At 54.6% G+C, this 25,352-nt stretch carries 17 protein-coding genes; 13 read left to right on the forward strand and 4 right to left on the reverse strand.

Translation table 11 applies throughout. The annotated features are described in order from the left end of the window. The first annotated feature begins 79 nt into the window (after positions 1 to 79). Positions 80 to 613, forward strand: coding sequence for a gluconokinase (gene gntK, locus ABGA49_RS08420; RefSeq protein WP_061492839.1), 534 nt, complete (start codon positions 80 to 82; stop codon positions 611 to 613). Next, positions 610 to 1,950 carry a gluconate transporter gene (gntU, locus tag ABGA49_RS08425; protein ID WP_061492840.1) on the forward strand — a complete coding sequence of 447 codons (1,341 nt, stop codon included), beginning with the start codon at positions 610 to 612 and terminating at the stop codon, positions 1,948 to 1,950. The genes gntK and gntU overlap by 4 nt, the downstream gene beginning before the upstream one ends. A 172-nt stretch (positions 1,951 to 2,122) precedes the next feature. Here gntU and ABGA49_RS08430 read toward each other — a convergent pair whose 3' ends face one another. Further along, a complete protein-coding gene (locus ABGA49_RS08430) occupies positions 2,123 to 2,716 on the reverse strand; it encodes a YhgN family NAAT transporter (RefSeq protein WP_061492841.1) in 594 nt (197 codons plus the stop codon). A 172-nt stretch (positions 2,717 to 2,888) separates the two neighbouring features. Here ABGA49_RS08430 and asd point away from each other — a divergent pair, with 172 nt between their 5' ends. From asd to glgP, 6 genes are all read left to right on the forward strand, one after another. After that, positions 2,889 to 3,995: an aspartate-semialdehyde dehydrogenase gene (gene asd, locus ABGA49_RS08435; RefSeq protein ID WP_134319038.1), complete on the forward strand. Its 1,107-nt coding sequence runs from the start codon at positions 2,889 to 2,891 to the stop codon at positions 3,993 to 3,995. 267 nt (positions 3,996 to 4,262) lie between these two features. Next, entirely contained in the window at positions 4,263 to 6,449 is a 2,187-nt protein-coding gene (gene glgB, locus ABGA49_RS08440; protein ID WP_061492843.1) for a 1,4-alpha-glucan branching enzyme, read from the forward strand. Beyond that, on the forward strand, positions 6,446 to 8,422 hold the full coding sequence (glgX, locus tag ABGA49_RS08445) for a glycogen debranching protein GlgX (protein ID WP_061492844.1): 1,977 nt from the start codon (positions 6,446 to 6,448) through the stop codon (positions 8,420 to 8,422). Before glgB ends, glgX begins: the two co-directional genes overlap by 4 nt. 14 nt (positions 8,423 to 8,436) lie before the next feature. Next, positions 8,437 to 9,720, forward strand: coding sequence for a glucose-1-phosphate adenylyltransferase (gene glgC / locus ABGA49_RS08450; RefSeq protein ID WP_061492845.1), 1,284 nt, complete (start codon positions 8,437 to 8,439; stop codon positions 9,718 to 9,720). 92 nt (positions 9,721 to 9,812) lie between these two features. Further along, complete coding sequence (gene glgA, locus ABGA49_RS08455) at positions 9,813 to 11,246, forward strand: glycogen synthase GlgA (RefSeq protein WP_061492846.1); 1,434 nt, start codon at positions 9,813 to 9,815, stop codon at positions 11,244 to 11,246. 19 nt (positions 11,247 to 11,265) lie between these two features. After that, positions 11,266 to 13,713: a glycogen phosphorylase gene (glgP, locus tag ABGA49_RS08460; RefSeq protein WP_061492847.1), complete on the forward strand. Its 2,448-nt coding sequence runs from the start codon at positions 11,266 to 11,268 to the stop codon at positions 13,711 to 13,713. 76 nt (positions 13,714 to 13,789) lie between these two features. Here the strand turns inward: glgP and glpD are convergent, their stop codons facing one another. Continuing rightward, positions 13,790 to 15,295, reverse strand: a complete 1,506-nt coding sequence (gene glpD, locus ABGA49_RS08465; protein WP_061492848.1) for a glycerol-3-phosphate dehydrogenase — start codon at positions 15,293 to 15,295, stop codon at positions 13,790 to 13,792. Positions 15,296 to 15,484: 189 nt separating this feature from the next. Here glpD and glpE point away from each other — a divergent pair, with 189 nt between their 5' ends. Genes glpE through ABGA49_RS08480 form a run of 3 tightly spaced genes read left to right on the forward strand, consistent with a single transcriptional unit; the run spans position 15,485 to position 17,465 of the window. Next, positions 15,485 to 15,814, forward strand: a complete 330-nt coding sequence (glpE, locus tag ABGA49_RS08470; protein WP_061492849.1) for a thiosulfate sulfurtransferase GlpE — start codon at positions 15,485 to 15,487, stop codon at positions 15,812 to 15,814. A 44-nt stretch (positions 15,815 to 15,858) separates the two neighbouring features. Continuing rightward, positions 15,859 to 16,689, forward strand: a complete 831-nt coding sequence (gene glpG / locus ABGA49_RS08475) for a rhomboid family intramembrane serine protease GlpG (protein ID WP_347665426.1) — start codon at positions 15,859 to 15,861, stop codon at positions 16,687 to 16,689. 17 nt (positions 16,690 to 16,706) lie between these two features. After that, on the forward strand, positions 16,707 to 17,465 hold the full coding sequence (locus ABGA49_RS08480) for a DeoR/GlpR family transcriptional regulator (protein WP_061492851.1): 759 nt from the start codon (positions 16,707 to 16,709) through the stop codon (positions 17,463 to 17,465). A 33-nt stretch (positions 17,466 to 17,498) separates the two neighbouring features. Here ABGA49_RS08480 and malT read toward each other — a convergent pair whose 3' ends face one another. Next, entirely contained in the window at positions 17,499 to 20,204 is a 2,706-nt protein-coding gene (gene malT, locus ABGA49_RS08485) for an HTH-type transcriptional regulator MalT (RefSeq protein WP_061492852.1), read from the reverse strand. A gap of 134 nt (positions 20,205 to 20,338) precedes the next feature. Continuing rightward, on the reverse strand, positions 20,339 to 20,710 hold the full coding sequence (locus tag ABGA49_RS08490; RefSeq protein WP_061492853.1) for a hypothetical protein: 372 nt from the start codon (positions 20,708 to 20,710) through the stop codon (positions 20,339 to 20,341). 109 nt (positions 20,711 to 20,819) lie between these two features. Here ABGA49_RS08490 and malP point away from each other — a divergent pair, with 109 nt between their 5' ends. Both malP and malQ read left to right on the forward strand, forming a co-directional pair. Further along, complete coding sequence (malP, locus tag ABGA49_RS08495) at positions 20,820 to 23,213, forward strand: maltodextrin phosphorylase (protein WP_347665427.1); 2,394 nt, start codon at positions 20,820 to 20,822, stop codon at positions 23,211 to 23,213. Positions 23,214 to 23,222: 9 nt separating this feature from the next. Beyond that, positions 23,223 to 25,307 carry a 4-alpha-glucanotransferase gene (gene malQ / locus ABGA49_RS08500; RefSeq protein ID WP_347665428.1) on the forward strand — a complete coding sequence of 695 codons (2,085 nt, stop codon included), beginning with the start codon at positions 23,223 to 23,225 and terminating at the stop codon, positions 25,305 to 25,307. The last annotated feature ends 45 nt before the right edge of the window (positions 25,308 to 25,352 follow it).

The following is a 25,352-nucleotide window of genomic DNA, read 5'->3' on the forward strand; positions in this document are numbered from 1 at the left end:
CTCCGTTACCCCGGCAGGACAATGTTACCGATAACAGTTACCCGTAACAATTCACTCTTGCACCAGTGGGGGCCTCCCTTTGAGCACGACTAATCTTGATCACCACGTTTATGTCCTGATGGGCGTTTCCGGCAGTGGTAAATCTGCCGTCGCCAGCGAAGTGGCGCATCAGCTGCATGCCGCGTTTCTTGACGGTGACTTCCTTCATCCGCGCAGCAACATCACTAAAATGGCGTCCGGTGAACCGCTGAACGACGATGACCGTAAGCCGTGGCTACAGGCGCTGAACGACGCCGCGTTTGCCATGCAACGCACCAATAAAGTGTCGCTAATTGTCTGCTCGGCGCTGAAAAAGCATTACCGCGATCAGCTGCGCGACGGTAACCCGAACCTCTCATTTATCTATCTGAAAGGCGATTTTGATGTCATCGAAAGCCGTCTGAAAGCGCGTAAAGGCCATTTCTTCAAAACGCAGATGCTGGTAACCCAGTTTGACACGCTGGAAGAGCCGGGCGCAGATGAGCGTGATGTGCTGATCGTTGATATCGATCAACCGCTGGACGACGTGGTCGCCAGCACGATTGCAGTCATTAATAAAGGCAGTGCGCAGTGAGTACATTAACGCTTGTTTTAACAGCAGTAGGGTCGGTTTTACTGCTGCTGTTTTTAGTGATGAAAGCGCGTATGCATGCTTTCATGGCTTTGATGGTGGTGTCTATTGGTGCAGGGCTTTTTTCCGGAATGCCGTTGATTAAGATCGCGCAGACCATGGAAAAAGGCATGGGCGGTACGCTGGGTTTCCTCGCCATTGTGGTGGCGCTCGGCGCGATGTTCGGCAAAATTCTTCATGAGACCGGCGCGGTGGATCAAATCGCCGTCAAGATGCTCAAATCTTTTGGTCACAATCGCGCACATTATGCGATTGGTCTGGCAGGGTTGATTTGCGCATTACCGCTGTTCTTTGAAGTGGCGATTGTGTTGCTGATTAGTGTTGCGTTCTCAATGGCGCGCCACACCGGCACTAACTTGGTCAAACTGGTGATCCCGTTGTTTGCCGGTGTTGCGGCGGCCGCGGCGTTCCTGCTACCGGGGCCCGCGCCAATGCTGCTGGCTTCGCAGATGCATGCGGATTTTGGCTGGATGATCCTGATTGGCCTGTGTGCGGCAATCCCAGGCATGCTGATTGCGGGTCCGCTGTGGGGCAACTTTATTAGTCGCCATGTGCAACTGCATATTCCGGACGATGTTAGCGAGCCGCATCTGGGCGAAGGCAAAATGCCGTCATTTGCTTTCAGTCTGTCGCTGATCCTGCTGCCGCTGGTGCTGGTCGGGATGAAAACCATCGCTGCGCGCTTCGTGACCGAAGGCAGCAGCCTGTATGACTGGCTGGAATTTATCGGTCACCCGTTCACCGCGATCCTTGTGGCGTGCCTGGTGGCGATTTACGGCCTGGCAATACGTCAGGGCATGGCGAAAGATCGCGTGATGGAAATTTGCGGTCATGCGTTGCAGCCGGCTGGCATTATTTTGCTGGTGATCGGTGCGGGCGGCGTGTTCAAGCAGGTGCTGGTTGACTCAGGCGTCGGCCCGGCACTGGGCGAAGCACTGACCGGAATGGGACTGCCTATCGCGATCACGTGCTTTGTGCTGGCGGCGGCGGTGCGCATTATTCAGGGTTCCGCCACGGTGGCTTGCCTGACTGCGGTCGGTCTGGTGATGCCCGTGATTGAGCAACTGCACTTCAACGGCGCGCAGATGGCAGCACTCTCTATTTGCATCGCGGGGGGATCCATCGTGGTGAGCCACGTGAACGACGCCGGTTTCTGGCTGTATGGTCGCTTTACCGGTGCGACGGAAGCGCAAACCCTGAAGACCTGGACGATGATGGAGACCATCCTCGGCACCACCGGCGCGATTATTGGCATGATTGCCTTTACACTGCTGAGCTAAGGTTTGTATGCCTGGTTGATAAGGCAAAACCGCCATCTGGCGTTGAAAAACACCACGTTGTTTAACGTGGTGTTTTTTTACCCGCGTCTGGCAAGGTGATATCAAACGCTGTTGCTTACCTCAAAGTCCCTCCGCAGCCGGGACAGACAGATAAAAATTGAAGAGGAGTAGGCTATCCCTTCATCCACACTCTTATCCCATCGAGGAACATTTGGGTGGCGAGCATTACCAGAATTAGCCCCATCAGGCGTTCCAGCGCATTGACGCCTTTCTCACCGAGCAGACGCAGAAACAACGATGATTGCAGCAGAATGGCCACCGTACCGCCCCAGGCAATCAGCAGCGCAATCACCAGATGCCCCATCTGATTCGGGTATTGGTGCGACAACAGCATCAACGTTGCCAGCAAAGTCGGGCCTGCAACCAACGGGATTGCCAGTGGCACAATAAAGGGTTCTTCACCGGCGGGAAGACCACTGCTGCCGCCAGACTCACTGGGAAAAATCATCTTAATGGCGATCAGAAACAGAATAATGCCGCCGGAAATGGAGACCGTCTCGGCGCGTAAGTTCAGCAACGCGAGGATCTTTTCACCAGCAAACAAGAAGATAAACATCACCAGCAGGGCGATCAGCAGTTCGCGGATCATGATGGCCCGGCGGCGCTTGGGCTCGGTATGTTTTAATACCGACATAAAGATAGGCAGGTTGCCCAACGGATCCATAATCAGGATCAGCAACACGGTTGCGGAGATGATCTCACTCATTCATTATTATCCCTGACACTTGCCACATAATTGCAGTAATTAGCTGCGTTTCTGATACATTCGCGATCATTGATTAATTTCACTTGCGACTTTGGCAGCATTTTGTAATGTGGTCATACCCCAGTTGGACACTGGCTCGCACAACAGCACACACCTCTGCAGGAACTTCGCTATGAAAAATGTTGGTTTTATCGGCTGGCGCGGAATGGTCGGCTCTGTACTCATGCAACGCATGGTTGAAGAGCGCGATTTTGACGCCATTCGCCCTGTCTTCTTTTCCACTTCCCAGTTTGGGCAAGCTGCTCCCGCATTCAGCGGCCAGGCAGCGGGCACACTTCAGGATGCGTTCGATCTGGAAGCGCTGAAGGCACTCGACATCATTGTCACCTGCCAGGGCGGCGATTATACCAACGAAATCTATCCAAAGCTCCGGGAAAGCGGCTGGCAGGGTTATTGGATTGACGCAGCCTCTTCGCTGCGCATGAAAGATGACGCCATTATTATTCTCGACCCGGTCAACCAGGCTGTGATTAACGACGGGCTGAACAATGGCGTGAAAACCTTTGTCGGCGGCAACTGTACCGTCAGCCTGATGCTGATGTCCCTCGGCGGGCTCTTCGCCAACGATCTGGTGGAGTGGGTTTCTGTCGCCACCTATCAGGCGGCATCCGGTGGCGGCGCGCGCCACATGCGCGAGCTGCTGACGCAAATGGGTCAGTTGCACAACCACGTTGCGGCGGAACTGGCGGATCCGGCTTCCGCTATTCTCGACATCGAACGCAAAGTCACCGCGTTGACCCGCAGTGGCGAGCTGCCGGTCGATAACTTTGGTGTACCGCTGGCGGGAAGCCTGATCCCGTGGATCGACAAACAGCTTGATAACGGTCAGAGCCGTGAAGAGTGGAAAGGCCAGGCGGAAACCAACAAAATCCTCAACACCTCCAGCATCATTCCGGTTGATGGCCTTTGCGTACGTATCGGCGCGCTGCGCTGCCACAGCCAGGCTTTCACCATCAAACTGAAAAAAGATGTCTCAATTCCGACCGTGGAAGAACTGCTGGCGGCGCATAACCCGTGGGCGAAAGTGGTGCCAAACGATCGTGAGATCAGCATGCGCGAACTGACACCTGCCGCAGTCACTGGCACGCTGACCACGCCTGTGGGCCGTCTGCGTAAGCTGAATATGGGGCCGGAGTTCCTCTCCGCTTTCACCGTAGGTGACCAGCTTTTGTGGGGGGCAGCCGAGCCGCTGCGTCGTATGTTGCGCCAACTGGCGTAAGCATAAAAAAGAATCAGGGGGTGCTTCGGCACCCCTTTTTTTATGCTTTTTTTCCGCAAATTTTCCGCAAATAAAAAGTGATGTTTTTATTTTCTCAAGAGTCTGAGCACGTTGGCTATGCTTAAGATTGGGTATTTTCATATTTTGCCTGAAATGGGACGGTGCTGAGCAGATTCCCGAGGGGCTGCACCGTTCAGATCACATAAGTATCGCAACCGGACGTAACCACGGTGGAAGGTGCGATACCATTACAACAGGATGAGAACCATGTCCGTTGATGTTGATAAAAACGTGATTGACGCGCTAATCGCCGGTCATTTTGCCGATCCTTTTTCCGTATTGGGAATGCATTCCACCGACGCAGGTCTTGAGGTTCGTGCCCTGTTGCCCGATGCCACGGAAGTCTGGGTTATCGAACCGAAAACCGGACGCAAAGTCGGCAAGCTGGAGTGTCTCGACTCGCGGGGCTTTTTCTGTGGCGTGATGCAGCGCCGCAAAAATCCTTTCTATTATCAGTTTGCCGTTGTCTGGCACGGACAGGAGAACCTGATTGATGACCCTTATCGCTTCGGCCCTCTGTTGCAGGATGTTGATGCCTGGCTGCTGAGTGAAGGCACGCATATGCGGCCGTACGAAACGCTTGGCGCGCATGCCGATACAATGGAGGGCGTGGTGGGGACACGTTTTTCCGTCTGGGCGCCTAATGCGCAGCGCGTCTCCGTAGTTGGGCAGTTTAACTACTGGGATGGTCGTCGCCACCCCATGCGCCTGCGTCGTGAAAGCGGGATCTGGGAGCTGTTTATCCCCGGAGCGCTGAACGGGCAACTGTATAAATTTGAGATGATAGATGCACAAGGCAAACTGCGGATCAAAGCCGATCCTTACGCGTTTGAATCCCAGATGCGTCCGGACAGCGCATCGCTGATTTGCGGCCTGCCAGGCAAGAAAACACAGAGTGAAGAGCGCAAAAAAGCAAATCAGTTTGATGCGCCTATCTCTATCTATGAAGTGCACCTGGGCTCCTGGCGTCGACATGCCGACAACAATTTCTGGCTGAGTTACCGGGAATTAGCGGATCAACTGGTGCCCTACGCCAAATGGATGGGATTCACCCATCTGGAGCTGATGCCGATTAACGAACACCCCTTCGACGGGAGCTGGGGCTATCAGCCAACCGGGCTTTATGCGCCGACTCGCCGTTTTGGCACCCGCGATGACTTCCTGCATTTTATCCATACTGCACATGCCGCCGGCCTTAGTGTGATCCTCGATTGGGTTCCGGGACATTTCCCCTCTGATGATTTTGGTCTGGCGGATTTCGATGGCACCAAACTCTACGAACATAACGATCCACGTGAAGGTTTTCACCAGGACTGGAACACGCTGATCTACAACTATGGCCGTCGGGAAGTGAGCAACTACCTGGTCGGCAATGCGCTGTACTGGATCGAACGTTTTGGCATTGATGCGCTGCGTGTGGATGCGGTGGCATCGATGATATACCGCGATTACAGCCGCAAAGAAGGGGAGTGGATCCCCAATGAATATGGCGGGCGCGAAAACCTCGAGGCAATTGAGTTTTTACGCAATACCAACCGTATCCTCGGTGAGCAGGCTCCCGGAGCGGTCAGTATGGCGGAAGAGTCTACGGATTTTGCCGGCGTGTCACGCCCGGCTTCGATGGGGGGACTGGGTTTTTGGTTCAAGTGGAATCTGGGGTGGATGCACGACACGCTGGACTACATGAAGCTTGATCCGGTGTACCGCAAGTTCCACCACGACAAACTCACTTTCGGCATGCTCTATAACTACACCGAAAACTTTATTCTGCCGCTATCCCATGACGAAGTGGTGCATGGCAAGAAATCGATCCTCGACAGGATGCCCGGCGATGCCTGGCAGAAGTTCGCCAACCTGCGCGCTTACTACGCCTGGATGTGGGCTTTTCCCGGCAAGAAACTGATTTTTATGGGTAACGAATTCGCCCAGGGGCGCGAGTGGAATCACGATAGCAGCCTTGACTGGCATTTGCTGGAGGGCGGTGATAACTGGCACCACGGTGTTCAGCGGCTGGTACGCGATATGAACCACGCCTATCGCCATCATAAAGCGCTACATGAGCTGGATTATGATCCCTACGGTTTTGAGTGGCTGGTGGTGGACGATCATGAAGCCTCGGTATTTGTTTTTGTACGCCGGGATAAGCAGGGTAATGAAATCATTGTCGCCAGCAATTTCACGCCAGTACCGCGCTACGATTACCGCGTGGGGATTAATCAGCCAGGTCGCTGGCGTGAAGAGCTGAACAGCGACTCTATGCATTACCACGGCAGCAATACCGGTAACGGCGGTGTGTTGCACAGTGATGCGATCGCCAATCGTGGGCGTGAACACTCGCTGTTACTGACATTGCCACCGCTGGGCACCATCTGGCTGGTCAGGGAGGGGGAATGACGAGACTGGCGGCCGGTAACGCCACACCACCCGGTGCGCATCTACGGGATGATGGCGTCAATTTTACACTCTTCTCCGCCCATGCGGAGCGTGTAGAACTGTGCCTGTTTGATGATGAAGGCAATGAGCAGCGCGTTGATTTGCCTGGCCGTACCGGGGATGTCTGGCACGGTTTTCTGGAAGGCGGTCGGGCTGGTCTGCAATACGGCTATCGGGTGCATGGCCCCTGGGATCCTGCGCAAGGGCACCGTTTCAACCCGGCGAAATTATTACTCGATCCTTGCGCGCAGCGCGTGGAAGGCGATGTGCAGGATAACCCGCTATTCCATGGCGGCGATGAGCAGCCCGATCCACACGATAATGCCGCTATTGCCCCGCGCAGCGTTGTGGTGCATGAAGTCTTCGACTGGGAGCATGATGCCCCGCCGCGTATTCCCTGGGGTAACACCGTTATTTATGAAGCGCACGTTAAAGGATTGACCTGGCTCCATCCCGATATTCCGGAAGCCATTCGCGGCACCTACAAGGCGCTGGGGCATCCGGTGATGATCAACTGGTTTAAACATCTTGGCATTACCGCGCTGGAGTTAATGCCGGTTGCCCACTTCACCAGCGAGCCGCGTTTGCAGCGGTTGGGATTAAGCAACTACTGGGGCTATAACCCGCTGGCGTTGTTTGCGCTGAATCCACGTTACGCCAGTGCGCCGGGGCAGGCCATTGTTGAATTTCGCGAGGCGGTGAAAGCGCTGCACCAGGCTGGAATCGAAGTGATCCTCGACATCGTGCTTAACCACACCGCCGAAATCGATCTCGACGGTCCGACCCTCTCCCTGCGCGGAATTGACAACCGTAGCTATTATTGGATTAGAGAGGATGGCGATTATCACAACTGGACCGGCTGCGGTAACACGCTGAACCTGAGTAACCCTGGCGTCGTGGCGTATGCCCATGCATGTCTGCGTTACTGGGTGGAGACGTTCCATGTGGATGGTTTTCGATTTGATCTCGCATCGGTGATGGGGCGTACGCCAGCGTTCAGCCAGCAGGCGCCGCTGTTTATGGCGATCAAGAACGATCCTGTATTACGCGACCTGAAATTGATCGCGGAGCCCTGGGATATTGGTCCTGACGGCTACCAGGTTGGTAACTATCCTGCGCCCTTTGCCGAGTGGAACGACCATTTCCGCGATGCGATGCGCCGTTTCTGGCTTGAAACATCGCTTCCCCTCGGGGAGTTTGCCGGACGTTTTGCCGCCTCCAGCGATGTCTTTAAACGCGGTGGCCGCTTGCCGTCTGCGTCGGTCAACCTGATCACCGCCCATGATGGTTTTACGCTGCGGGATTGCGTCTGTTTCAACCATAAGCACAACGAAGCTAACGGTGAAGACAATCGCGATGGCACAAATAATAACCACAGCAACAATCACGGGTTTGAAGGGCTGGGTGGCAACCTGGATGTGATTGAACGGCGGCGCGCCAGCGTACATGCATTGTTGACGACGCTGCTGTTGTCGCAAGGCACGCCAATGCTGCTGGCTGGTGACGAACAGGGGCACAGCCAGCACGGCAACAATAATGCGTATTGTCAGGACAATGCGCTGACATGGCTCGACTGGACGCAAGCCGATAGCGGGCTGGTTGCATTTACCGCCGCGTTGATCCACCTGCGTCAGCAAATTCCGGCATTGACCCGCGATACATGGTGGGAGGAGGGCGACGGTCATGTCGTCTGGTTAAACAACGAAGGAGCGCCACTCACTACGCAGGAGTGGCAACAGGGGATGCAGCGTTTACAAATTCTGCTGTCAGGCAATGTGCTGATCGCGATTAACGCCACGCCTGAGGTAGCGGAAATCATATTGCCCGAAGGGGAGTGGCGCGCCATTCCTCCCTTTGCCGGAGAAGACAACCCGGTCGTAATGGCTGTCTGGCATGGGCCAGCACACGGAGTGTGTGTATTTCAGCGGTCATAAAAATGGAGTCAGTCATGGTGAGATTAGAAAAGAACGACCCTACAATGTTGGCCCGTCAGCTGCCATTAAAGTCTGTCGCCCTGATCCTGGCAGGAGGGCGCGGGACGCGCCTGAAAGATTTAACCAACAAGCGTGCCAAACCTGCGGTGCACTTCGGCGGTAAATTCCGCATTATCGACTTCGCCCTGTCTAACTGCATTAACTCCGGTATTCGCCGTATTGGCGTAATAACGCAATATCAATCCCACACGCTGGTGCAACACATCCAACGCGGCTGGGCCTTTTTCAATGAAGAGATGAACGAGTTTGTCGATCTGTTGCCTGCTCAACAGCGCGTGCACGGAGAACACTGGTACCGCGGCACGGCGGATGCGGTGACGCAGAACCTCGATATTATTCGGCGCTACGGTGCGGAATACATCGTCATTCTGGCGGGAGACCATATCTACAAACAGGACTATTCGCGCATGCTTATCGACCATGTCGAGAAAGGCGCGCGCTGCACCGTTGCCTGTTTGCCGGTGCCCGTTCATGAAGCGACCGCGTTCGGCGTCATGGCTGTTGATGACCAGGACAAAGTGATCGACTTCGTCGAGAAACCCGCGCAACCGCCCAGTATGCCTGGCGATGACAGCAAGGCGCTGGCCAGTATGGGTATCTACATTTTCGATGCGGAGTACCTGTACGGCTTGCTGGAGCAGGATGATAAAGACGAAAACTCAAGCCATGATTTCGGCAAAGATATCCTGCCGAAGGTGGTAAAGGCTGGCATGGCGTATGCGCACCCTTTCCCGCTCTCCTGTGTACAGTCTGACCCGAATTCAGAGCCCTACTGGCGGGACGTGGGAACGCTGGAAGCTTACTGGAAAGCGAACCTCGATTTAGCCTCAGTGGTGCCGGAACTGGACATGTACGATCAAAGCTGGCCAATCCGTACCTATAATGAATCTCTTCCACCCGCGAAATTCGTGCAGGACCGCTCCGGTAGCCATGGCATGACATTGAATTCGTTGGTGGCTGGTGGTTGTGTCATTTCCGGGTCAGTGGTGGTGCAGTCGGTGTTGTTCAATCGCGTGCGCGTGAATTCGTTCTGCAATATCGACTCGGCTGTGCTGCTGCCTGATGTCTGGGTTGGGCGCTCCTGTCGGCTGCGCCGCTGCATTATCGATAGAGCTTGTGAAATCCCTGAAGGTACCGTGATTGGCGAAAACGCAGAGGAAGACGCCCGTCGCTTTTACCGTTCAGAAGAGGGGATTGTACTGGTCACGCGTGAAATGTTACGCAAACTGAAAGCCTGAAAGCCTTTATTTTAACCTTGCGCGGAAGGGGTCCGCGCGCTGTTTTCCCGCTAACGGCTTCGCTAACCGGGTGGTTTTGAACAGGAGCGATAATGCAGGTTTTACATGTATGTTCTGAGATGTTTCCGTTGCTGAAGACCGGAGGTCTGGCGGACGTGATTGGCGCGTTGCCTGCGGCGCAGATTGCCGGTGGTGTTGATACCCGCGTATTGCTGCCCGCTTTCCCCGATATTCGACGGGGTGTGACTGATGCACATGTGGTGTCCCGTCGGGACACTTTCGCCGGGCGTATTACGCTGCTGTTCGGGCATTTTAACGGTGTGGGAATATACCTGATCGACGCGCCGCACCTTTACGAACGTCCCGGTAGTCCTTACCACGACACAAACCAGTTTGCTTACCCTGACAACGTACTGCGTTTCGCTCTGCTGGGTTGGGTGGGCAGCGAAATGGCCACCGGGCTTGATCCATTCTGGCGCCCGGATGTGGTGCATGCTCACGATTGGCATGCAGGCCTGGTTCCCGCTTACCTTGCGGCAAACGGGCGTCCGGCGAAATCCGTCTTTACCGTGCATAACCTCGCCTATCAAGGCATGTTTTATGCACAACATATGGATGACATCCAATTGCCATGGTCGTTCTTTAACATGCATGGTCTGGAATTTAACGGTCAGATCTCGTTTTTGAAGGCGGGATTGTATTATGCCGATCATATTACTGCCGTGAGTCCGACCTATGCACGGGAGATCACCGAACCGCAGTATGCGTATGGTATGGAAGGCCTGCTGCGTCAGCGGCAGCTTGAAGGGCGATTGAGCGGCATACTCAACGGTGTGGATGAAAAAATTTGGGACCCGTCCACCGATCTGTTGCTTGGCGCGCGTTATACGCGGGATACGCTGGAAGAGAAAGCGGAGAACAAACGCCAGCTACAAATCGCTATGGGATTGAAGGTTAACGATAAAGTTCCGCTTTTTGCGGTGGTTAGCCGACTGACCAGCCAGAAAGGCCTCGACCTGGTGCTGGAGGCGCTTCCGGGGTTACTTGAACAAGGTGGGCAACTGGCGCTGCTCGGTGCAGGCGATCCGGTGTTACAGGAAGGGTTCCTGGCTGCTGCCGCCGAACATTCCGGGCAGGTCGGGGTACAGATTGGTTATCACGAAGCCTTCTCGCATCGCATCATGGGCGGCGCAGATGTGATTCTGGTGCCGAGCCGTTTTGAGCCATGTGGTTTAACGCAATTGTATGGCCTGAAGTATGGGACATTACCGCTGGTGCGTCGTACCGGAGGGCTGGCGGATACCGTATCCGACAGTTCGCTGGAAAACCTGGCCGATGGCATCGCCAGCGGTTTTGTTTTTGAGGACAGTAATGCCTGGGCGCTGTTAAGAGCAATCAGGCGGGCTTTCGTGTTGTGGTCCCGGCCTTCGCTTTGGCGCTTTGTCCAGCGGCAGGCAATGGCCATGGATTTTAGCTGGCAGGTCGCAGCACAGTCGTACCGCGATCTTTATTTTCGGTTGAAATAGATTTCCAGGAATCACGCTTATGAATGCACCTTTTACTTATTCAGCACCGACATTAAGTATTGAGGCATTAAAACACTCGATTGCCTACAAACTCATGTTCACCGTCGGTAAAGATCCGGTTATCGCTAACAAACATGAATGGCTGAATGCCACGTTGTTTGCTGTGCGCGACAGACTGGTAGAACGTTGGCTGCGCTCCACTCGCGCGCAGCTCTCCCAAGAGGTGCGTCAGGTTTACTATTTGTCGATGGAGTTCCTGATTGGCCGCACGCTCTCCAACGCACTGCTCTCGCTTGGCATTTATGATGACGTGAAAAGCGCGCTGGAGGAGATGGGACTGGATCTCGAAGAGCTGATCGATGAAGAGAATGACCCGGGCCTTGGTAATGGCGGCCTCGGGCGACTGGCGGCCTGCTTCCTTGATTCGCTGGCGACGCTGGGCTTGCCCGGACGCGGCTATGGCATCCGCTATGACTACGGCATGTTTAAACAGAACATTGTCGACGGGCGGCAAAAAGAGTCTCCCGATTACTGGCTGGAATACGGTAACCCGTGGGAGTTCAAGCGCCACAATACCCGCTACAAAGTGCGCTTTGGTGGTCGTATTCAGCAGGAGGGAAGAAAGAGCCGCTGGGTCGAAACCGAAGAGATCCTCGCGGTGGCCTATGACCAGATTATCCCCGGCTATGATACTGACGCGACCAATACGCTGCGCCTGTGGAATGCCCAGGCCAGTAGCGAGATCAATCTGGGTAAATTCAACCAGGGGGATTACTTCGCGGCGGTAGAGGATAAAAACCATTCCGAAAACGTTTCGCGCGTCCTCTATCCGGATGACTCGACCTATTCCGGGCGTGAATTGCGTTTACGTCAGGAGTATTTCCTTGTCTCGGCGACGATTCAGGACATCCTGAGCCGTCATTATCAGTTGCATCAGACGTATGAGAATCTGGCGGATAAGATCGCCATTCACCTCAATGATACGCACCCGGTGTTGTCTATTCCGGAACTGATGCGCCTGTTGATTGACGAACATAAGTTTGAATGGGACGACGCGTTTGAAGTGACCTGCCAGGTGTTCTCGTATACCAACCATACCTTGATGAGTGAGGCACTGGAGACCTGGCCGGTGGAAATGCTCGGCAAGATTTTGCCGCGCCATTTGCAAATCATCTTTGAAATTAATGACTATTTCCTGAAAACGGTGCAGGAACAGCATCCTGACGATATTGAGTTGCTGGGCCGGACGTCAATTATTGATGAAGCCAGCGGGCGTCGTGTGCGTATGGCCTGGCTGGCGGTGGTGGTCAGTCATAAAGTGAATGGCGTTTCTGAGCTGCACTCTAACCTGATGGTGCAGTCGCTGTTTGCTGATTTTGCCGAAATATTTCCGATGCGTTTTCTCAATGTCACCAACGGCGTGACGCCGCGTCGCTGGCTGGCACTGGCGAACCCGTCGCTCTCGGACGTGCTGGATGAAAATATCGGCCGCACCTGGCGTACTGATCTGAGCCAGTTGAGTGAGTTGGAGCAGCATATTGACTATCCGATGGTGAATCAGGCTGTTCGTCAGGCCAAGCTGGAGAATAAAAAGCGGCTGGCGAATGTGATAGCCCAACAGTTAAATGTAGTGGTGAACCCGAAGGCGCTGTTTGATGTGCAGATCAAGCGTATTCACGAATATAAGCGCCAGTTGATGAATGTACTGCACGTGATCACCCGTTATAACCGCATCAAGGCCGACCCGACGGCAGAGTGGGTGCCGAGAGTGAATATCTTTGCCGGTAAAGCGGCGTCCGCATATTACATGGCGAAGCACATTATTCATCTGATCAACGATGTTGCGCAGGTGATCAATAACGATCCGGTGATTGGCGATAAGCTGAAAGTGGTGTTTATCCCTAACTACAGCGTGAGCCTGGCGCAAGTGATCATTCCGGCGGCCGATCTGTCAGAGCAGATCTCGCTGGCGGGGACGGAAGCGTCCGGGACCAGCAATATGAAGTTTGCGCTGAACGGGGCGCTGACTATCGGGACGTTGGACGGTGCGAATGTGGAAATGCTCGAGCATGTCGGCGAGGAAAATATCTTTATCTTCGGTAACACGGCAGATGAAGTGGAAGCGCTGCGTCGCAAGGGCTACAAACCGCGTGAATACTATGAAAAAGATGAAGAGTTGCACCAGGTGCTGACACAAATCGCGACCGGTCTCTTCAGTCCGCAGGAACCGGGTCGATACCGCGATCTGGTGGATTCACTCATTAACTTTGGCGACCACTATCAGGTGCTGGCGGATTACCGTAGCTATGTCGACTGCCAGGACAAAGTAGATGCGTTGTATCAGCATCCGGAAGAGTGGACGATGCGAGCGATGCATAATATCGCCAATATGGGCTATTTCTCGTCTGATCGCACCATCCTCGAATATGCGGAGAATATCTGGCATATCAAACCGGTGCGTTTGTAGTGAGATGTCAGGATGGCGCTGCGAAAATCCGGTCCGCAGACCGGATACGCGTAGCTGCCATCCTGCATGACTACCGTTATGAGGCTAACGACAACTCGTCTTTCTGATGATGGGCTAACCACTGTGCAACGCGGGATTGCTCTTCCGCATTTAACCACATCCCGAGTTTGGTGCGACGCCAGATGGCGTCATCCAGGCGCTTAACCCATTCATGTTCTACCAGGTAGCGCAGTTCCGCCTCATAGAGCTCGTGACCAAAATGCTCACCCAGGTCTTCAAGACTGCTGGCATTCTCGAGAATAAGGTCGCTGTTGCTACCGTAGGTACGGGCGAAATGGCGTGCCAGCGACTCGCTAATAAAGGGGTAACGGCGACGCAGTTTTGCTGCGTAATCATCACGATCGCCAGCGATCTCCCCGCCTGGCAGAACGCAGTTTTTGGTCCAGGCCGGGCCAATACCTTTGTAATACGGTGTCAGTTTTTCCAGCGCATGTTCGGCCAGCTTACGGTAGGTCGTGAGCTTACCGCCAAAGACCGACAACAACGGCGCCTGGCCGTTATCATCATGGATATCCAGCGTGTAGTCGCGCGTGATGGCCTGCGGTGAGTCCGATTCGTCGTCACACAGTGGTCGCACGCCAGAGTAAGTCCAGGCAATATCTTCGCGGCTCAGCTGTTTCCGGAAGTGGGCGTTATACACTTTCAACAGGTAGTTGATCTCGCTCTCTTCGATCTCCACGTGTTTCGGATCGCCTTTATATTCGACATCGGTGGTGCCGATAATAGAGAACTCATCCATCCACGGAATAACAAACACAATGCGCTTATCTTCGTTTTGCAGAATATAAGCCTGTTTCTGCGAGTGCACGCGCGGCACCACAATGTGGCTGCCTTTGATCAGGCGAATACCATACGGCGATGGCAAGTGCATACCGTCGTCAAAGAACTGTTTCACCCACGGTCCCGTTGCGTTCACCAGACCGCGTGCCTGCCAGCTATATTTTTCCCCGGTGTCGATATCTTCCGCTTCGACAATCCACATTCCATTTTCGCGACGCGCGCGGGTGGCGCGAGTGCGGGTTAACACGTCGCCACCTTTACGCTCTACCATCTGCGCATTGGCAAGCACCAGTCGCGCATCGTCGACCCAGCAGTCAGAATATTCGAAACCGCGCACGATTTCCGGTTTGAGTACCGATTCTGCGCCAAAACGCAAACCGGTAGATGACGGCAGGCTGGTACGTTTGCCCAGGTGATCGTACATAAACAGACCAATACGGATCATCCATGCCGGACGTAAATGCGGGCGGTGCGGCAGGCGGAAACGCATCGGGAAAGCGATATGCGGCGCCATTTTCAATAATACTTCGCGTTCGGCGAGCGCTTCGCTCACCAGACGGAATTCATAGTGTTCAAGGTAGCGCAGCCCGCCGTGGATCAATTTGGAGCTGGCGCTGGAGGTGGCGCAGGCTAAATCCTGGGCTTCCAGCATCAGCACGGATAAACCCCGCCCTGCGGCGTCTGCCGCGATACCGGCACCGTTGATGCCCCCGCCTATCACAATCAGATCTTTGGTTTCCATGCTACCCTCATGCACTTTCGTTAAAGCTCAAAAATGTTCGATATCGCTCATAATAGCAAATGAACGCGCCATTGGTAACATCAAAAAAACAATTTAGAGTGATATGCATAACATAATGGCGTTTACCTGCCGTCACGACGTACACTTGACAGGAGAATAGCCATTCCCTGTGTCAATTAAGAGAAAGCCATGGAACACTTTGAGTGCATTAACGTAGAAGAAACCCATCAAAAACTGCATCAGCAACAGGCTGTGCTGGTGGATATCCGCGATCCGCAAAGCTTTGCCATGGGCCATACGCCGGGGGCGTTTCACCTGACCAACGACACGCTGGGCGCGTTTATGCGCGAAAACGACTTCGATACGCCGGTAATGGTGATGTGCTACCACGGCAACAGCAGTAAAGGCGCAGCGCAATATCTGCTGCAACAGGGGTACGATCAGGTTTACAGTGTCGACGGCGGTTTCGATGCCTGGCATCGCCATTTCCCGGCTGAAGTGGCACACGGCACGCTTTAGACCGCTATACTGTCTCTCTTTGTACGGATTAAGCGACGCCTGTCATGTTGATGATTACCTCTTTTGCTAACCCTCGCGTCGCCCAGGCGTTTGTTGATTATATGCAGACCCAGGGTGTGATCCTGACCATTCAACACCATGTGCAAAGCGACATCTGGCTCGCAGATGAGAGCCAGCTTGAGCGCGTGCGAGCAGAACTTGCGCGTTTTATTGAAAACCCCACCGATCCGCGTTATCTCGCGGCGAGCTGGCAATCCGGGCAAACCGGCAGTGGCCTGCATTACCGCCGTTTCCCGTTGAAGGCGGCAATACGTGAACGCAGCGGTCCCTTAACGCTGATCATTTCCGCGCTTAGCATATTCGTGTTTGTATTGATGAATATTGTTGGCGACCAAACGGTGATGATGTGGCTGGCCTGGCCGTGGGATGACAGCGTGCAGTTTGAAGTATGGCGCTATTTCGCCCATGCAGTAATGCATTTTTCCCTGGTGCACATCATCTTCAACCTCTTTTGGTGGTGGTATCTTGGCGGCGCGGTGGAAAAGCGGCTGGGCAGCGGAAAACTGTTGGTGATCACCGTGATCAGCGCGCTGTTGAGCGGTTTTGTTCAGTACCACCTAACCGGACCCTGGTTTGGCGGTTTATCCGGCGTGGTCTATGCGCTGATTGGCTATGTCTGGCTGCATGGCGTGCGCGATCCGCAACCGCAGGTCGCCCTGCCTAATGGGCTGTTTATCTTTACGGTGGCATTGATGGTGGCGGAGTGGTTTGGCCTGACGGGCTTCGCCATCGCCAGCGGCGCGCATACTGCCGGCCTGCTGATTGGGTTGGCGATGGCGCTGGTGGACTCACAGAATGTGCGAAAACGAACATAATTCTTCAGGGACAATTCATGAAACAAACACAGCGTCATGACGCGATTATTGAACTGGTTAAACAACAGGGATATGTCAGTACCGAAGAGCTGGTCGAACAATTTTCCGTTAGCCCGCAGACTATTCGTCGCGATCTGAACGACCTGGCCGATCAAAATAAAATTTTACGTCATCATGGCGGTGCGGCGTTGCCGTCCAGTTCGGTGAATACCCCCTGGCACGATCGTAAATCGACGCAGACCGCAGAAAAAGAGCGTATTGCGCGCAAAGTCGCGGAGCAAATCCCCAACGGCGCAACGCTGTTTATTGATATCGGCACCACGCCGGAAGCGGTAGCCCATGCGTTACTCGATCACAGCGACTTGCGCGTGGTGACCAACAACCTGAATGTCGCCAATACCTTAATGAAGAAAGATGATTTTCGCGTCATTCTGGCGGGCGGGGAGTTGCGTAGCCGCGATGGCGGAATAGTCGGGGAGGCGACCCTCGATTTTATCTCTCAGTTCCGTCTCGATTTTGGCATCCTCGGCATCAGCGGCATTGACGCCGATGGTTCGCTGCTGGAATTTGATTACCATGAAGTGCGCACCAAACGCGCGATTATCGAAAATTCGCGCCACGTCATGCTGGTGGTCGATCACTCGAAATTTGGTCGCAACGCGATGGTCAATATGGGCAGCATCAGCATGGTAGATGCGGTCTACACCGATATCATGCCGCCTGCTGGCGTGATGAAAGTGATTACTAACAGCAATATTCAGCTTGAGCTGTGCTGACCGAGTGCGATGTCTGACGGCACCGTGCCGCCGTCAGACGCCATACCCCATGATTTTCAGTAACTGCTGCGCGTGCTGGACTGCATCCTGACGGTGAGCAACGCCGAGTTTTTGGTAAAGATTGCGGATATGGGTTTTGATGGTGGTCGCGGCGACAGCCAGCTCCCCGGCAATCTGTTCGTTGCTGTAACCGGAGTAGATAAGCCCAAGCACCTGCCATTCACGCTGGGTTAACGGACTGGTGCGGATCAGTTCCGGTACTTCCGGGTGGGTCAGCAGTCGTTCAACAAAACTCTCATCGAAATGGGCGAATTTATGCCGGTGGTGCTGGTTTATCTCGCGCAGAATACGCTGGGCGCGGTGCTGATCCAGCTCCGGCAGCGTATTGAGCTGAATTAACTGACGCAACTGCTGCGCCATCGCCTCGCCTTCAATCACAAAGTGGCTGATAAACCCGGTGCGGTTAGCCAGTTGCAAGGCCTCCAGCAGTACGCGCTGAGCATCGTTTTTACGCCCGGCTTGCCAGTAAAGTTGATTAAGCAACAGCAGATTGCGGTTGACGTCGCTCATCAGTCGCAGGCTGCGCGCGTTTTCATTCAGCTCTTCCAGCACCATTTCCGCCGGGTCGAAATCCCCCAACAGGATCTGTGCGCGGGCGATGTTGCGCCACTGGCTTTGCAGGAAATGGTTATTGGCGAACTCGGGTTTTGGCGTCTGGCGCAGCCACTGCGCAGCGGCTTTCTTGTCATTGGTCATTTGCCAGTAAATGACCCGGACTTTATCGGCGTTCGACACCCAGTCGCTGTGGTACTGACCGTTGCCAAGCAGGTTTTCCAGGCGGTGCAAATGGCTGCGGGCATTATCCAGATCGCCGCGCGCCAGGGAATTTTGCACCACCAGCGCCAGGCATTGCAGTTGCTGTTGCGGTTGCAATGCGGACAGGACTTCCAGCCCCTGACGCGCCACGGCTTCTGATTCATCCAGCCGCGCCCATGCCCAGAGAAGCTGCGCACGAATGCGTAACAAGAATTCGTGCATCGGCAGTTGTTCGAGGTGTTGTTCGCGGATCAGCGTAAAGCCTTTCTCCTGCATCTCCCAGGCGGCCTGCAAAAAGCCCTGCGCAAAGAGGATTTCGCTCTGTTGGATCAGGCTCCACAGCGCGTAATGCCAGACATCGTGGCGGCGGGCCATCTGCTCGGTTTGCTGCATCACCGACAGCGAACTGGTCAGCTCGCCTTTACAGTGCAACACTTCGCCATGCACGGAGGTGGCGACAATACGGCTGTAGTAGTTCGCCAACGGCAGCTCATCCAACGCAACCATTGCCAGCCGCTCCGCTTCAACAGGATCGCCATGGTTAATGGCGACCTGAGCACGCAGGGCATTGAAATCGCCGTGCAATGAAGAGTCCATCTGCGTGGTCATCTCTTGCTCAGCACGGGCCAGTAACATATTCACTTCACCATAGCGATGCTGGCTCTGCATCAACCAGGCCTGTAACAGCACCAGACGCGGGTTCTCCAGCAGGCTTTCCCATGGCAGCGCTTTCAGCGACTCTTCCAGTACGCTCAGTTCGCTATGGTTAAAGAGTCCCCAGGCGTGATGCAGCAGAATGTCCCGCAGCATAACGCCATCGCCAGCGGCCAGTGCGTGGTGAATGGCTTCGCTTGGGAAGCCTTGCGCCATCCAGCTTTCCGCCGCTGCGCGGTGGATATCCGGCAGTTCGGTCGCCAGTTCCCATTGACAGCGCTGGCGCAGGAAACTGCCGAACAGCGGGTGATAACTAAACCACTCGCCGGAATCATCCATACGTTGCAGGAACAGCCCCTGGCGTTCGATCTCCTCCAGGCGCATTTGCCCATTCTCTTCGCCGGTCACCCGGACAATCAGGGCATCATTCATTGAGCGTAGCAGCGCGCTTTTTAGCAGGAACTTACGGGTATCGGTATCAACATTATCCAGCACCTCATCCACCAGGTAGTCGGAGAGATGGGTGGCGTTAATTCCTGACAAACGGCGCGCGGACTGATGTGGGGCACTGTGGTTTTGCCGGGCGGAAAGCGCGATGAGTTGGAGCGCGGTGGCCCAGCCCGCGACATCATCGCACAGGCGGCCGCTTTCTGCGGCTTCGATAGGTGACGCCAGGCGACAATCAAAAAACTGTTTGGCCTCCTGGTGGGTAAAGGCCAGTTGCTGACTGCCCACTTCCAGTAACTGTTCACGCACGCGCAGGTTGGCAATGCCTAACTGAGGTAAGTTGCGTGATAGCACAAACAGCGTCAGGTTTTCCGGTTGATGGCGCAGGAAGAAACGCATGGCATCGTGGATTACCGGGTTCGTTATTAGATGGTAATCGTCAATCACCAAATACAACGGCCGCTGCCATTCAGTCAGTTCCACGAACAGTTGAGAAAAGAGTGAGGCCAGGCTGGCGTACTGGCGTTTTTGCGCCATCGCCTCGCTTCTTGCGCAGTGACCACCTGTCGCCTGCTGGATAGCGGCGACAAAGTAGCTGGCAAAACGTTCTTGTTGGTTATCTCCTTCGTCCAGCGAGAACCAGCCAATGTCATTTTTACCGGCCGCCCATTGGGAAATGAGCGTTGTTTTTCCGTAACCCGCAGGGCTTGTGATCAGCACAAGCCGATAATTGTTGGCGCCGGAAAGTTTCGCCAGCAAACGTTCACGCACCACCGTGTGGTCGAGACGAACCGGACGACTTAATTTTGACGGAATCAACATAGTTATCACTTCACTGTGAGGCAAACTGGGGGGATGATTTTTTTTGCGCTTCGTAATTAATACTAATAAGGTCGGTCAGATGTGAGTTTATTGCAAGTTATGTCCAAATCTGACGATTGTGAATTTGCACCATGTCACATTTTTATTTCCGTAATGAATAAATTAAGAACAATAGTTACAAAAGTCGTGGGGTCAGAATTGGCGGGCTGTCCCGGTCTGTCGCGTGGTGCGTTTGTTAACGTTCCGCGTCCCGGAAAGCTATTTATCTCTGCCGGGCTTAAATCGCACAAATAGCGAAATCGTGCGAACCAGATTTTAAATGAATTTAATATCTGCCGGTTTTCACAGATGAGCAAAACCAATTTCTTCTGAAACGACATTTCATATCCTTTTTCCCCTTCGTTAAAACGGCGCGCATTTTTCCGTCTCGTTTTGCTGCTTTTTGTTTGAAAAATGTGCAAAAGAGACGCTACCTTTAAGTGGCGGCGATCACAATTTTCGCTCATCCCCGCTACTCCTCCCCGGCTAATCCCAGGCAGGATGAGGAACTCATAAACTGAGCCTGGCACACTAGCGCTAACGTCGATTTAATTCACAAAAGGACCCGGATTCTTTATGTCAAAGCCAACGTTTGATAAAGCGCAGTTTGAAGCGGCCCTCACTCGCCAGTGGCAGCGTTTGGGGTTGGCGGCTGCAACGGAAATGACCACCCGTCAGTGGTGGCACACAGTCAGCGGCGCGCTGGCGGAACTGCTGGCAGCACAGCCTGCGCCGAAAGCGGAGAAAAAGCAGCGCCATGTTAACTACATCTCGATGGAGTTTTTAATTGGTCGCCTGACGGGCAACAATCTGCTTAATCTGGGGTGGTATCAGGATGTGGCGGCGGTGCTGGATACGCACGCGATAAATCTTAGCGATCTGCTGGAAGAGGAGATCGATCCGGCGTTAGGCAACGGTGGGCTTGGGCGACTGGCAGCTTGTTTTCTGGACTCAATGGCGACGGTGGGACAATCCGCCACAGGCTATGGGCTGAATTACCAGTATGGCCTGTTCCGTCAATCTTTTGTCGACGGCCAACAACATGAAGCGCCGGATGACTGGCATCGTCGCAGCTACCCGTGGTTCAGCCACAACGAACAGCTGGACGTGCACGTAGGTATTGGCGGTAAGGTCAGCAAAGAGGGGCTGTGGCAACCGGCATTTACCCTGGTTGGCGAAGCCTGGGATCTGCCCGTTATTGGTTATCGCAACAGTGTGACGCAGCCGCTGCGTCTGTGGCAGGCGACGCATGCTCATCCGTTTGATCTGACCAAATTTAACGACGGTGATTTCCTGCGTGCTGAGCAAACCGGCATTGACGCAGAAAAACTCACCAAGGTGCTGTACCCCAATGACAACCACCAGGCCGGGAAAAAACTGCGCCTGATGCAGCAATATTTTCAGTGCGCCTGTTCGGTGGCTGATATTCTGCGCCGCCACCATCTGGCAGGACGCAAACTGGCGCAACTGCCGGATTTTGAAGTTATCCAGTTAAACGACACTCACCCGACCATTGCCATCCCGGAACTGCTGCGCGTGTTGCTTGATGAGCATCAACTGAGCTGGGATGAGGCCTGGGCGATCACCAGCCGGACCTTTGCTTACACCAACCATACCTTGATGCCGGAAGCGCTGGAGTGCTGGGACGAAACTCTGGTAAAAGCGCTGCTGCCGCGCCATATGCAGATAATTAAGCAGATCAACGACAAGTTTAAGGTACTGGTCGAGAAGACCTGGCCTGGCGACAAGGCGGTATGGGCTAAGCTGGCGGTGGTGCATCACAAACAGGTGCGAATGGCGAATTTGTGCGTGGTCGGGGGGTTTGCGGTAAACGGGGTCGCAGCGCTGCATTCGGACCTGGTCGTCAAAGATCTGTTCCCGGAATACCACCAGTTATGGCCGGGTAAATTCCACAATGTGACCAACGGTATTACCCCACGCCGTTGGATTAAGCAGTGCAACCCCTTGCTGGCAGCGTTGCTGGATAAAACGCTGAAAAAAGAGTGGGCTAACGATCTCGATCAGCTGATTAATCTGGAGAAATACGCTGATGATGCGGCGTTCCGCCAGCAATATCGCGAGATCAAACAGCAGAACAAGATCCGTCTGGCGGCCTTTGTCAAAGCCCGTACCGGTATTGAGATCAACCCACAGGCGCTATTTGATATTCAGATCAAACGCCTTCACGAGTACAAACGCCAGCATCTCGGTCTGTTGCATATCATTGCGCTGTATAACGAGATCCGCGAAAACCCGAAGGCCGACCGTGTGCCGCGCGTATTCCTGTTTGGCGCGAAAGCCGCGCCGGGTTATTACCTGGCGAAAAACATTATCTATGCCATTAACAAAGTGGCGGAGGTGATCAACAACGACGCGAAGGTGGGCGACAAACTGAAGGTGGTGTTCCTGCCGGATTATTGTGTGTCGGCAGCGGAAAAACTGATCCCGGCGGCGGATGTTTCCGAACAGATTTCTACCGCCGGTAAGGAAGCCTCCGGCACCGGCAATATGAAGCTGGCGCTGAATGGCGCGCTCACCGTGGGGACGCTGGACGGCGCGAATGTCGAGATTGCCGAGCAGGTTGGCGAAGATAATATCTTTATCTTCGGCCATACCGTTGAGCAGGTGAAAGCGTTGAAAGCTAAAGGCTACGATCCGCTGAAATGGCGCAAGAAAGACAAGCAACTGGATGCGGTGCTGAAAGCGCTGGAGAGCGGGAAGTTTAGCGGCGGCGACAAGCATGCGTTTGATCAAATGCTGCATAGCATTGGCAAACAGGGCGGCGATCCGTACCTGGTACTGGCGGATTTCAGCGCCTATGTGGCAGCGCAAAAACGTGTCGATGCACTGTATCGCGATCAGGAGGCCTGGAGCCGTGCTGCGATCCTCAATACCGCCCGCTGCGGTATGTTCAGCTCCGATCGCTCGATTCGTGATTATCAAACCCGTATCTGGCAGGCGAAACGCTAAGGAAGCGCAATGGAAAGCAAACGTCTGGAGCATGCCGCGCTGGCGGCGGGGATCAGCCCTGACTACATCAATGCGCACGGCAAACCGCAGTCCATTACTGCGCTCACCAAACGGCGGTTGCTGGAGGCCATGCATCCGGCTCCTGCGACAGGCACAGTTTCACCTGTGCCACCGGTGCAGGTTTTTATCCGCGGCAAAAAGAAGGTACTGCCGGTGCAGGGCAAAGGCGATTTCCGCTGGCATCTGACCACGGAAGCGGGCAAACAGCATACAGGCGAGGTGCGAGGCGGTGCGAACTTGGCGTTGCCAGGCGGGCTGGCGCTCGGCTATCACTCTCTGGTGCTGGAGCAGGAAGGCCAGCAATGGCCGTGCCGGTTAATTATCGCTCCGGCACGCTGTTACGAACCGCAGGCATTGCTGGAGGGGAAAAAGCTGTGGGGCGCTTGCGTTCAGCTTTACACCCTGCGTTCGCAGGGTAACTGGGGCATTGGCGACTTTGGCGATCTGAAGGCGATGCTGGGCGAGGTGGCAAAGCGCGGCGGTGCGTTTATAGGTTTAAACCCTATTCATGCGCTCTATCCGGCGAACCCGGAGAGCGCCAGTCCGTACAGTCCGTCATCCCGGCGCTGGCTGAATATTATCTATATCGATGTTAATGCCCTGACGGACTTTCGCGACAGTGAAGAGGCGCAGGCATGGTGGACGTTGCCCACGACGCAGCAAACGCTAGGTGCTGCGCGGGATGCCGAATGGGTGGATTACGCCACGGTGACCGCGTTGAAACTGGCGGCGCTGCGTATGGCATGGAAGCACTTTCGTCAGCGCGCCGCAGATGACGAACAAGCGTTAGCCTTCCGGGATTTTGTGCAGCAGGAGGGGGAAAGCCTGTATTGGCAGGCGGCATTTGATGCGCTACATGCCTGGCAGGTGCAGGAGGATGAATTGCGCTGGGGCTGGCCCGTATGGCCGGAAGGGTATCAGTCTATCCGAAGCCCGCAGGTGAAAGCATTTTGTCAGCAACATGCCGACGAGGTGGATTTCTATCTCTGGCTTCAGTGGCTGGCGTATACGCAGTTTGCCGAATGCTGGGCGACAAGTCAGAACAACGGTATGCCGATTGGCCTGTACCGTGATTTGGCGGTAGGCGTGGCGGAAGGCGGTGCGGAAACCTGGTGCGATCGCGAGTTGTATTGCCTGAAAGCCTCCGTTGGCGCGCCACCGGATATTCTGGGGCCGCTGGGGCAAAACTGGGGGCTGCCGCCGATGGATCCGCATGTTATGCAGGCTCGTGGTTATGCGCCGTTTATCGATCTGCTACGCGCCAATATGAAAAGCTGTGGCGCGCTGCGTATTGATCATGTGATGTCGATGCTGCGCTTATGGTGGATCCCTTACGGTGAAACCGCTGACCACGGGGCGTATGTGCAGTATCCGGTCGATGATCTGCTCGCTATTCTGGCGCTGGAAAGTCAGCGTCATCAGTGCATGGTGATTGGTGAGGATCTGGGTACGGTGCCGGTGGAGATTGTCGGTAAGCTGCGCAGTTGCGGCGTTTACTCGTACAAGGTGCTCTATTTTGAAAGCGATCATGAAAAGACCTTCCGTACGCCGCAGGCCTATCCGCCACAGTCGATGGCGGTCGCCACCACGCATGATCTGCCGACGTTACGGGGATACTGGGAGAGCGGCGATTTAACCCTCGGTAAAACCCTTGGGCTCTACCCGGATGAAGTGATATTGCGTGGACTGTATCAGGATCGCGAACGGGCAAAACAGGGGTTACTGGACGCGTTGCATCAGTCCGGGTGCCTGCCAAAACGTGCCGGGCATAATGCCTCACGCATGCCGATGACGGCGATCCTTAATCGTGGGATGCAGCGTTTTATCGCGGATAGCAACAGCGCGTTACTGGGATTACAGCCGGAAGACTGGCTCGATATGCCAGGGCCGGTAAACATTCCGGGCACCAGTTATCAGTATAAGAACTGGCGGCGTAAGCTGGCGGTTACGCTGGAGAAGATGTTTGCCGATGAGAAGGTTAACCGCCTGATTAAGGATCTCGATCGTCGCCGCAAAGCAGCAGGTAAACGCTAATAAAAATGCCCGGTCAGACCGGGCATTTTCATCTTGTCAGGAGGG

Origin of the sequence: Kosakonia sp. WA-90, from assembly GCF_039871955.1 — a bacterium.
Lineage (GTDB): Bacteria > Pseudomonadota > Gammaproteobacteria > Enterobacterales > Enterobacteriaceae > Kosakonia > Kosakonia oryzendophytica.

Coding starts and splice junctions, on each gene's coding strand:
- glpD (WP_061492848.1), bottom strand. CDS start 15,295: ATGGAAACCAAAGATCTGATTGTGATAGGCGGGGGCATCAACGGTGCC.
- malQ (WP_347665428.1), top strand. CDS start 23,223: ATGGAAAGCAAACGTCTGGAGCATGCCGCGCTGGCGGCGGGGATCAGC.
- glgP (WP_061492847.1), top strand. CDS start 11,266: ATGAATGCACCTTTTACTTATTCAGCACCGACATTAAGTATTGAGGCA.
- glgX (WP_061492844.1), top strand. CDS start 6,446: ATGACGAGACTGGCGGCCGGTAACGCCACACCACCCGGTGCGCATCTA.
- glpE (WP_061492849.1), top strand. CDS start 15,485: ATGGAACACTTTGAGTGCATTAACGTAGAAGAAACCCATCAAAAACTG.
- ABGA49_RS08480 (WP_061492851.1), top strand. CDS start 16,707: ATGAAACAAACACAGCGTCATGACGCGATTATTGAACTGGTTAAACAA.
- glgA (WP_061492846.1), top strand. CDS start 9,813: ATGCAGGTTTTACATGTATGTTCTGAGATGTTTCCGTTGCTGAAGACC.
- glgC (WP_061492845.1), top strand. CDS start 8,437: ATGGTGAGATTAGAAAAGAACGACCCTACAATGTTGGCCCGTCAGCTG.
- asd (WP_134319038.1), top strand. CDS start 2,889: ATGAAAAATGTTGGTTTTATCGGCTGGCGCGGAATGGTCGGCTCTGTA.
- ABGA49_RS08490 (WP_061492853.1), bottom strand. CDS start 20,710: ATGAGCGAAAATTGTGATCGCCGCCACTTAAAGGTAGCGTCTCTTTTG.
- glpG (WP_347665426.1), top strand. CDS start 15,859: ATGTTGATGATTACCTCTTTTGCTAACCCTCGCGTCGCCCAGGCGTTT.
- ABGA49_RS08430 (WP_061492841.1), bottom strand. CDS start 2,716: ATGAGTGAGATCATCTCCGCAACCGTGTTGCTGATCCTGATTATGGAT.
- glgB (WP_061492843.1), top strand. CDS start 4,263: ATGTCCGTTGATGTTGATAAAAACGTGATTGACGCGCTAATCGCCGGT.
- malP (WP_347665427.1), top strand. CDS start 20,820: ATGTCAAAGCCAACGTTTGATAAAGCGCAGTTTGAAGCGGCCCTCACT.
- malT (WP_061492852.1), bottom strand. CDS start 20,204: ATGTTGATTCCGTCAAAATTAAGTCGTCCGGTTCGTCTCGACCACACG.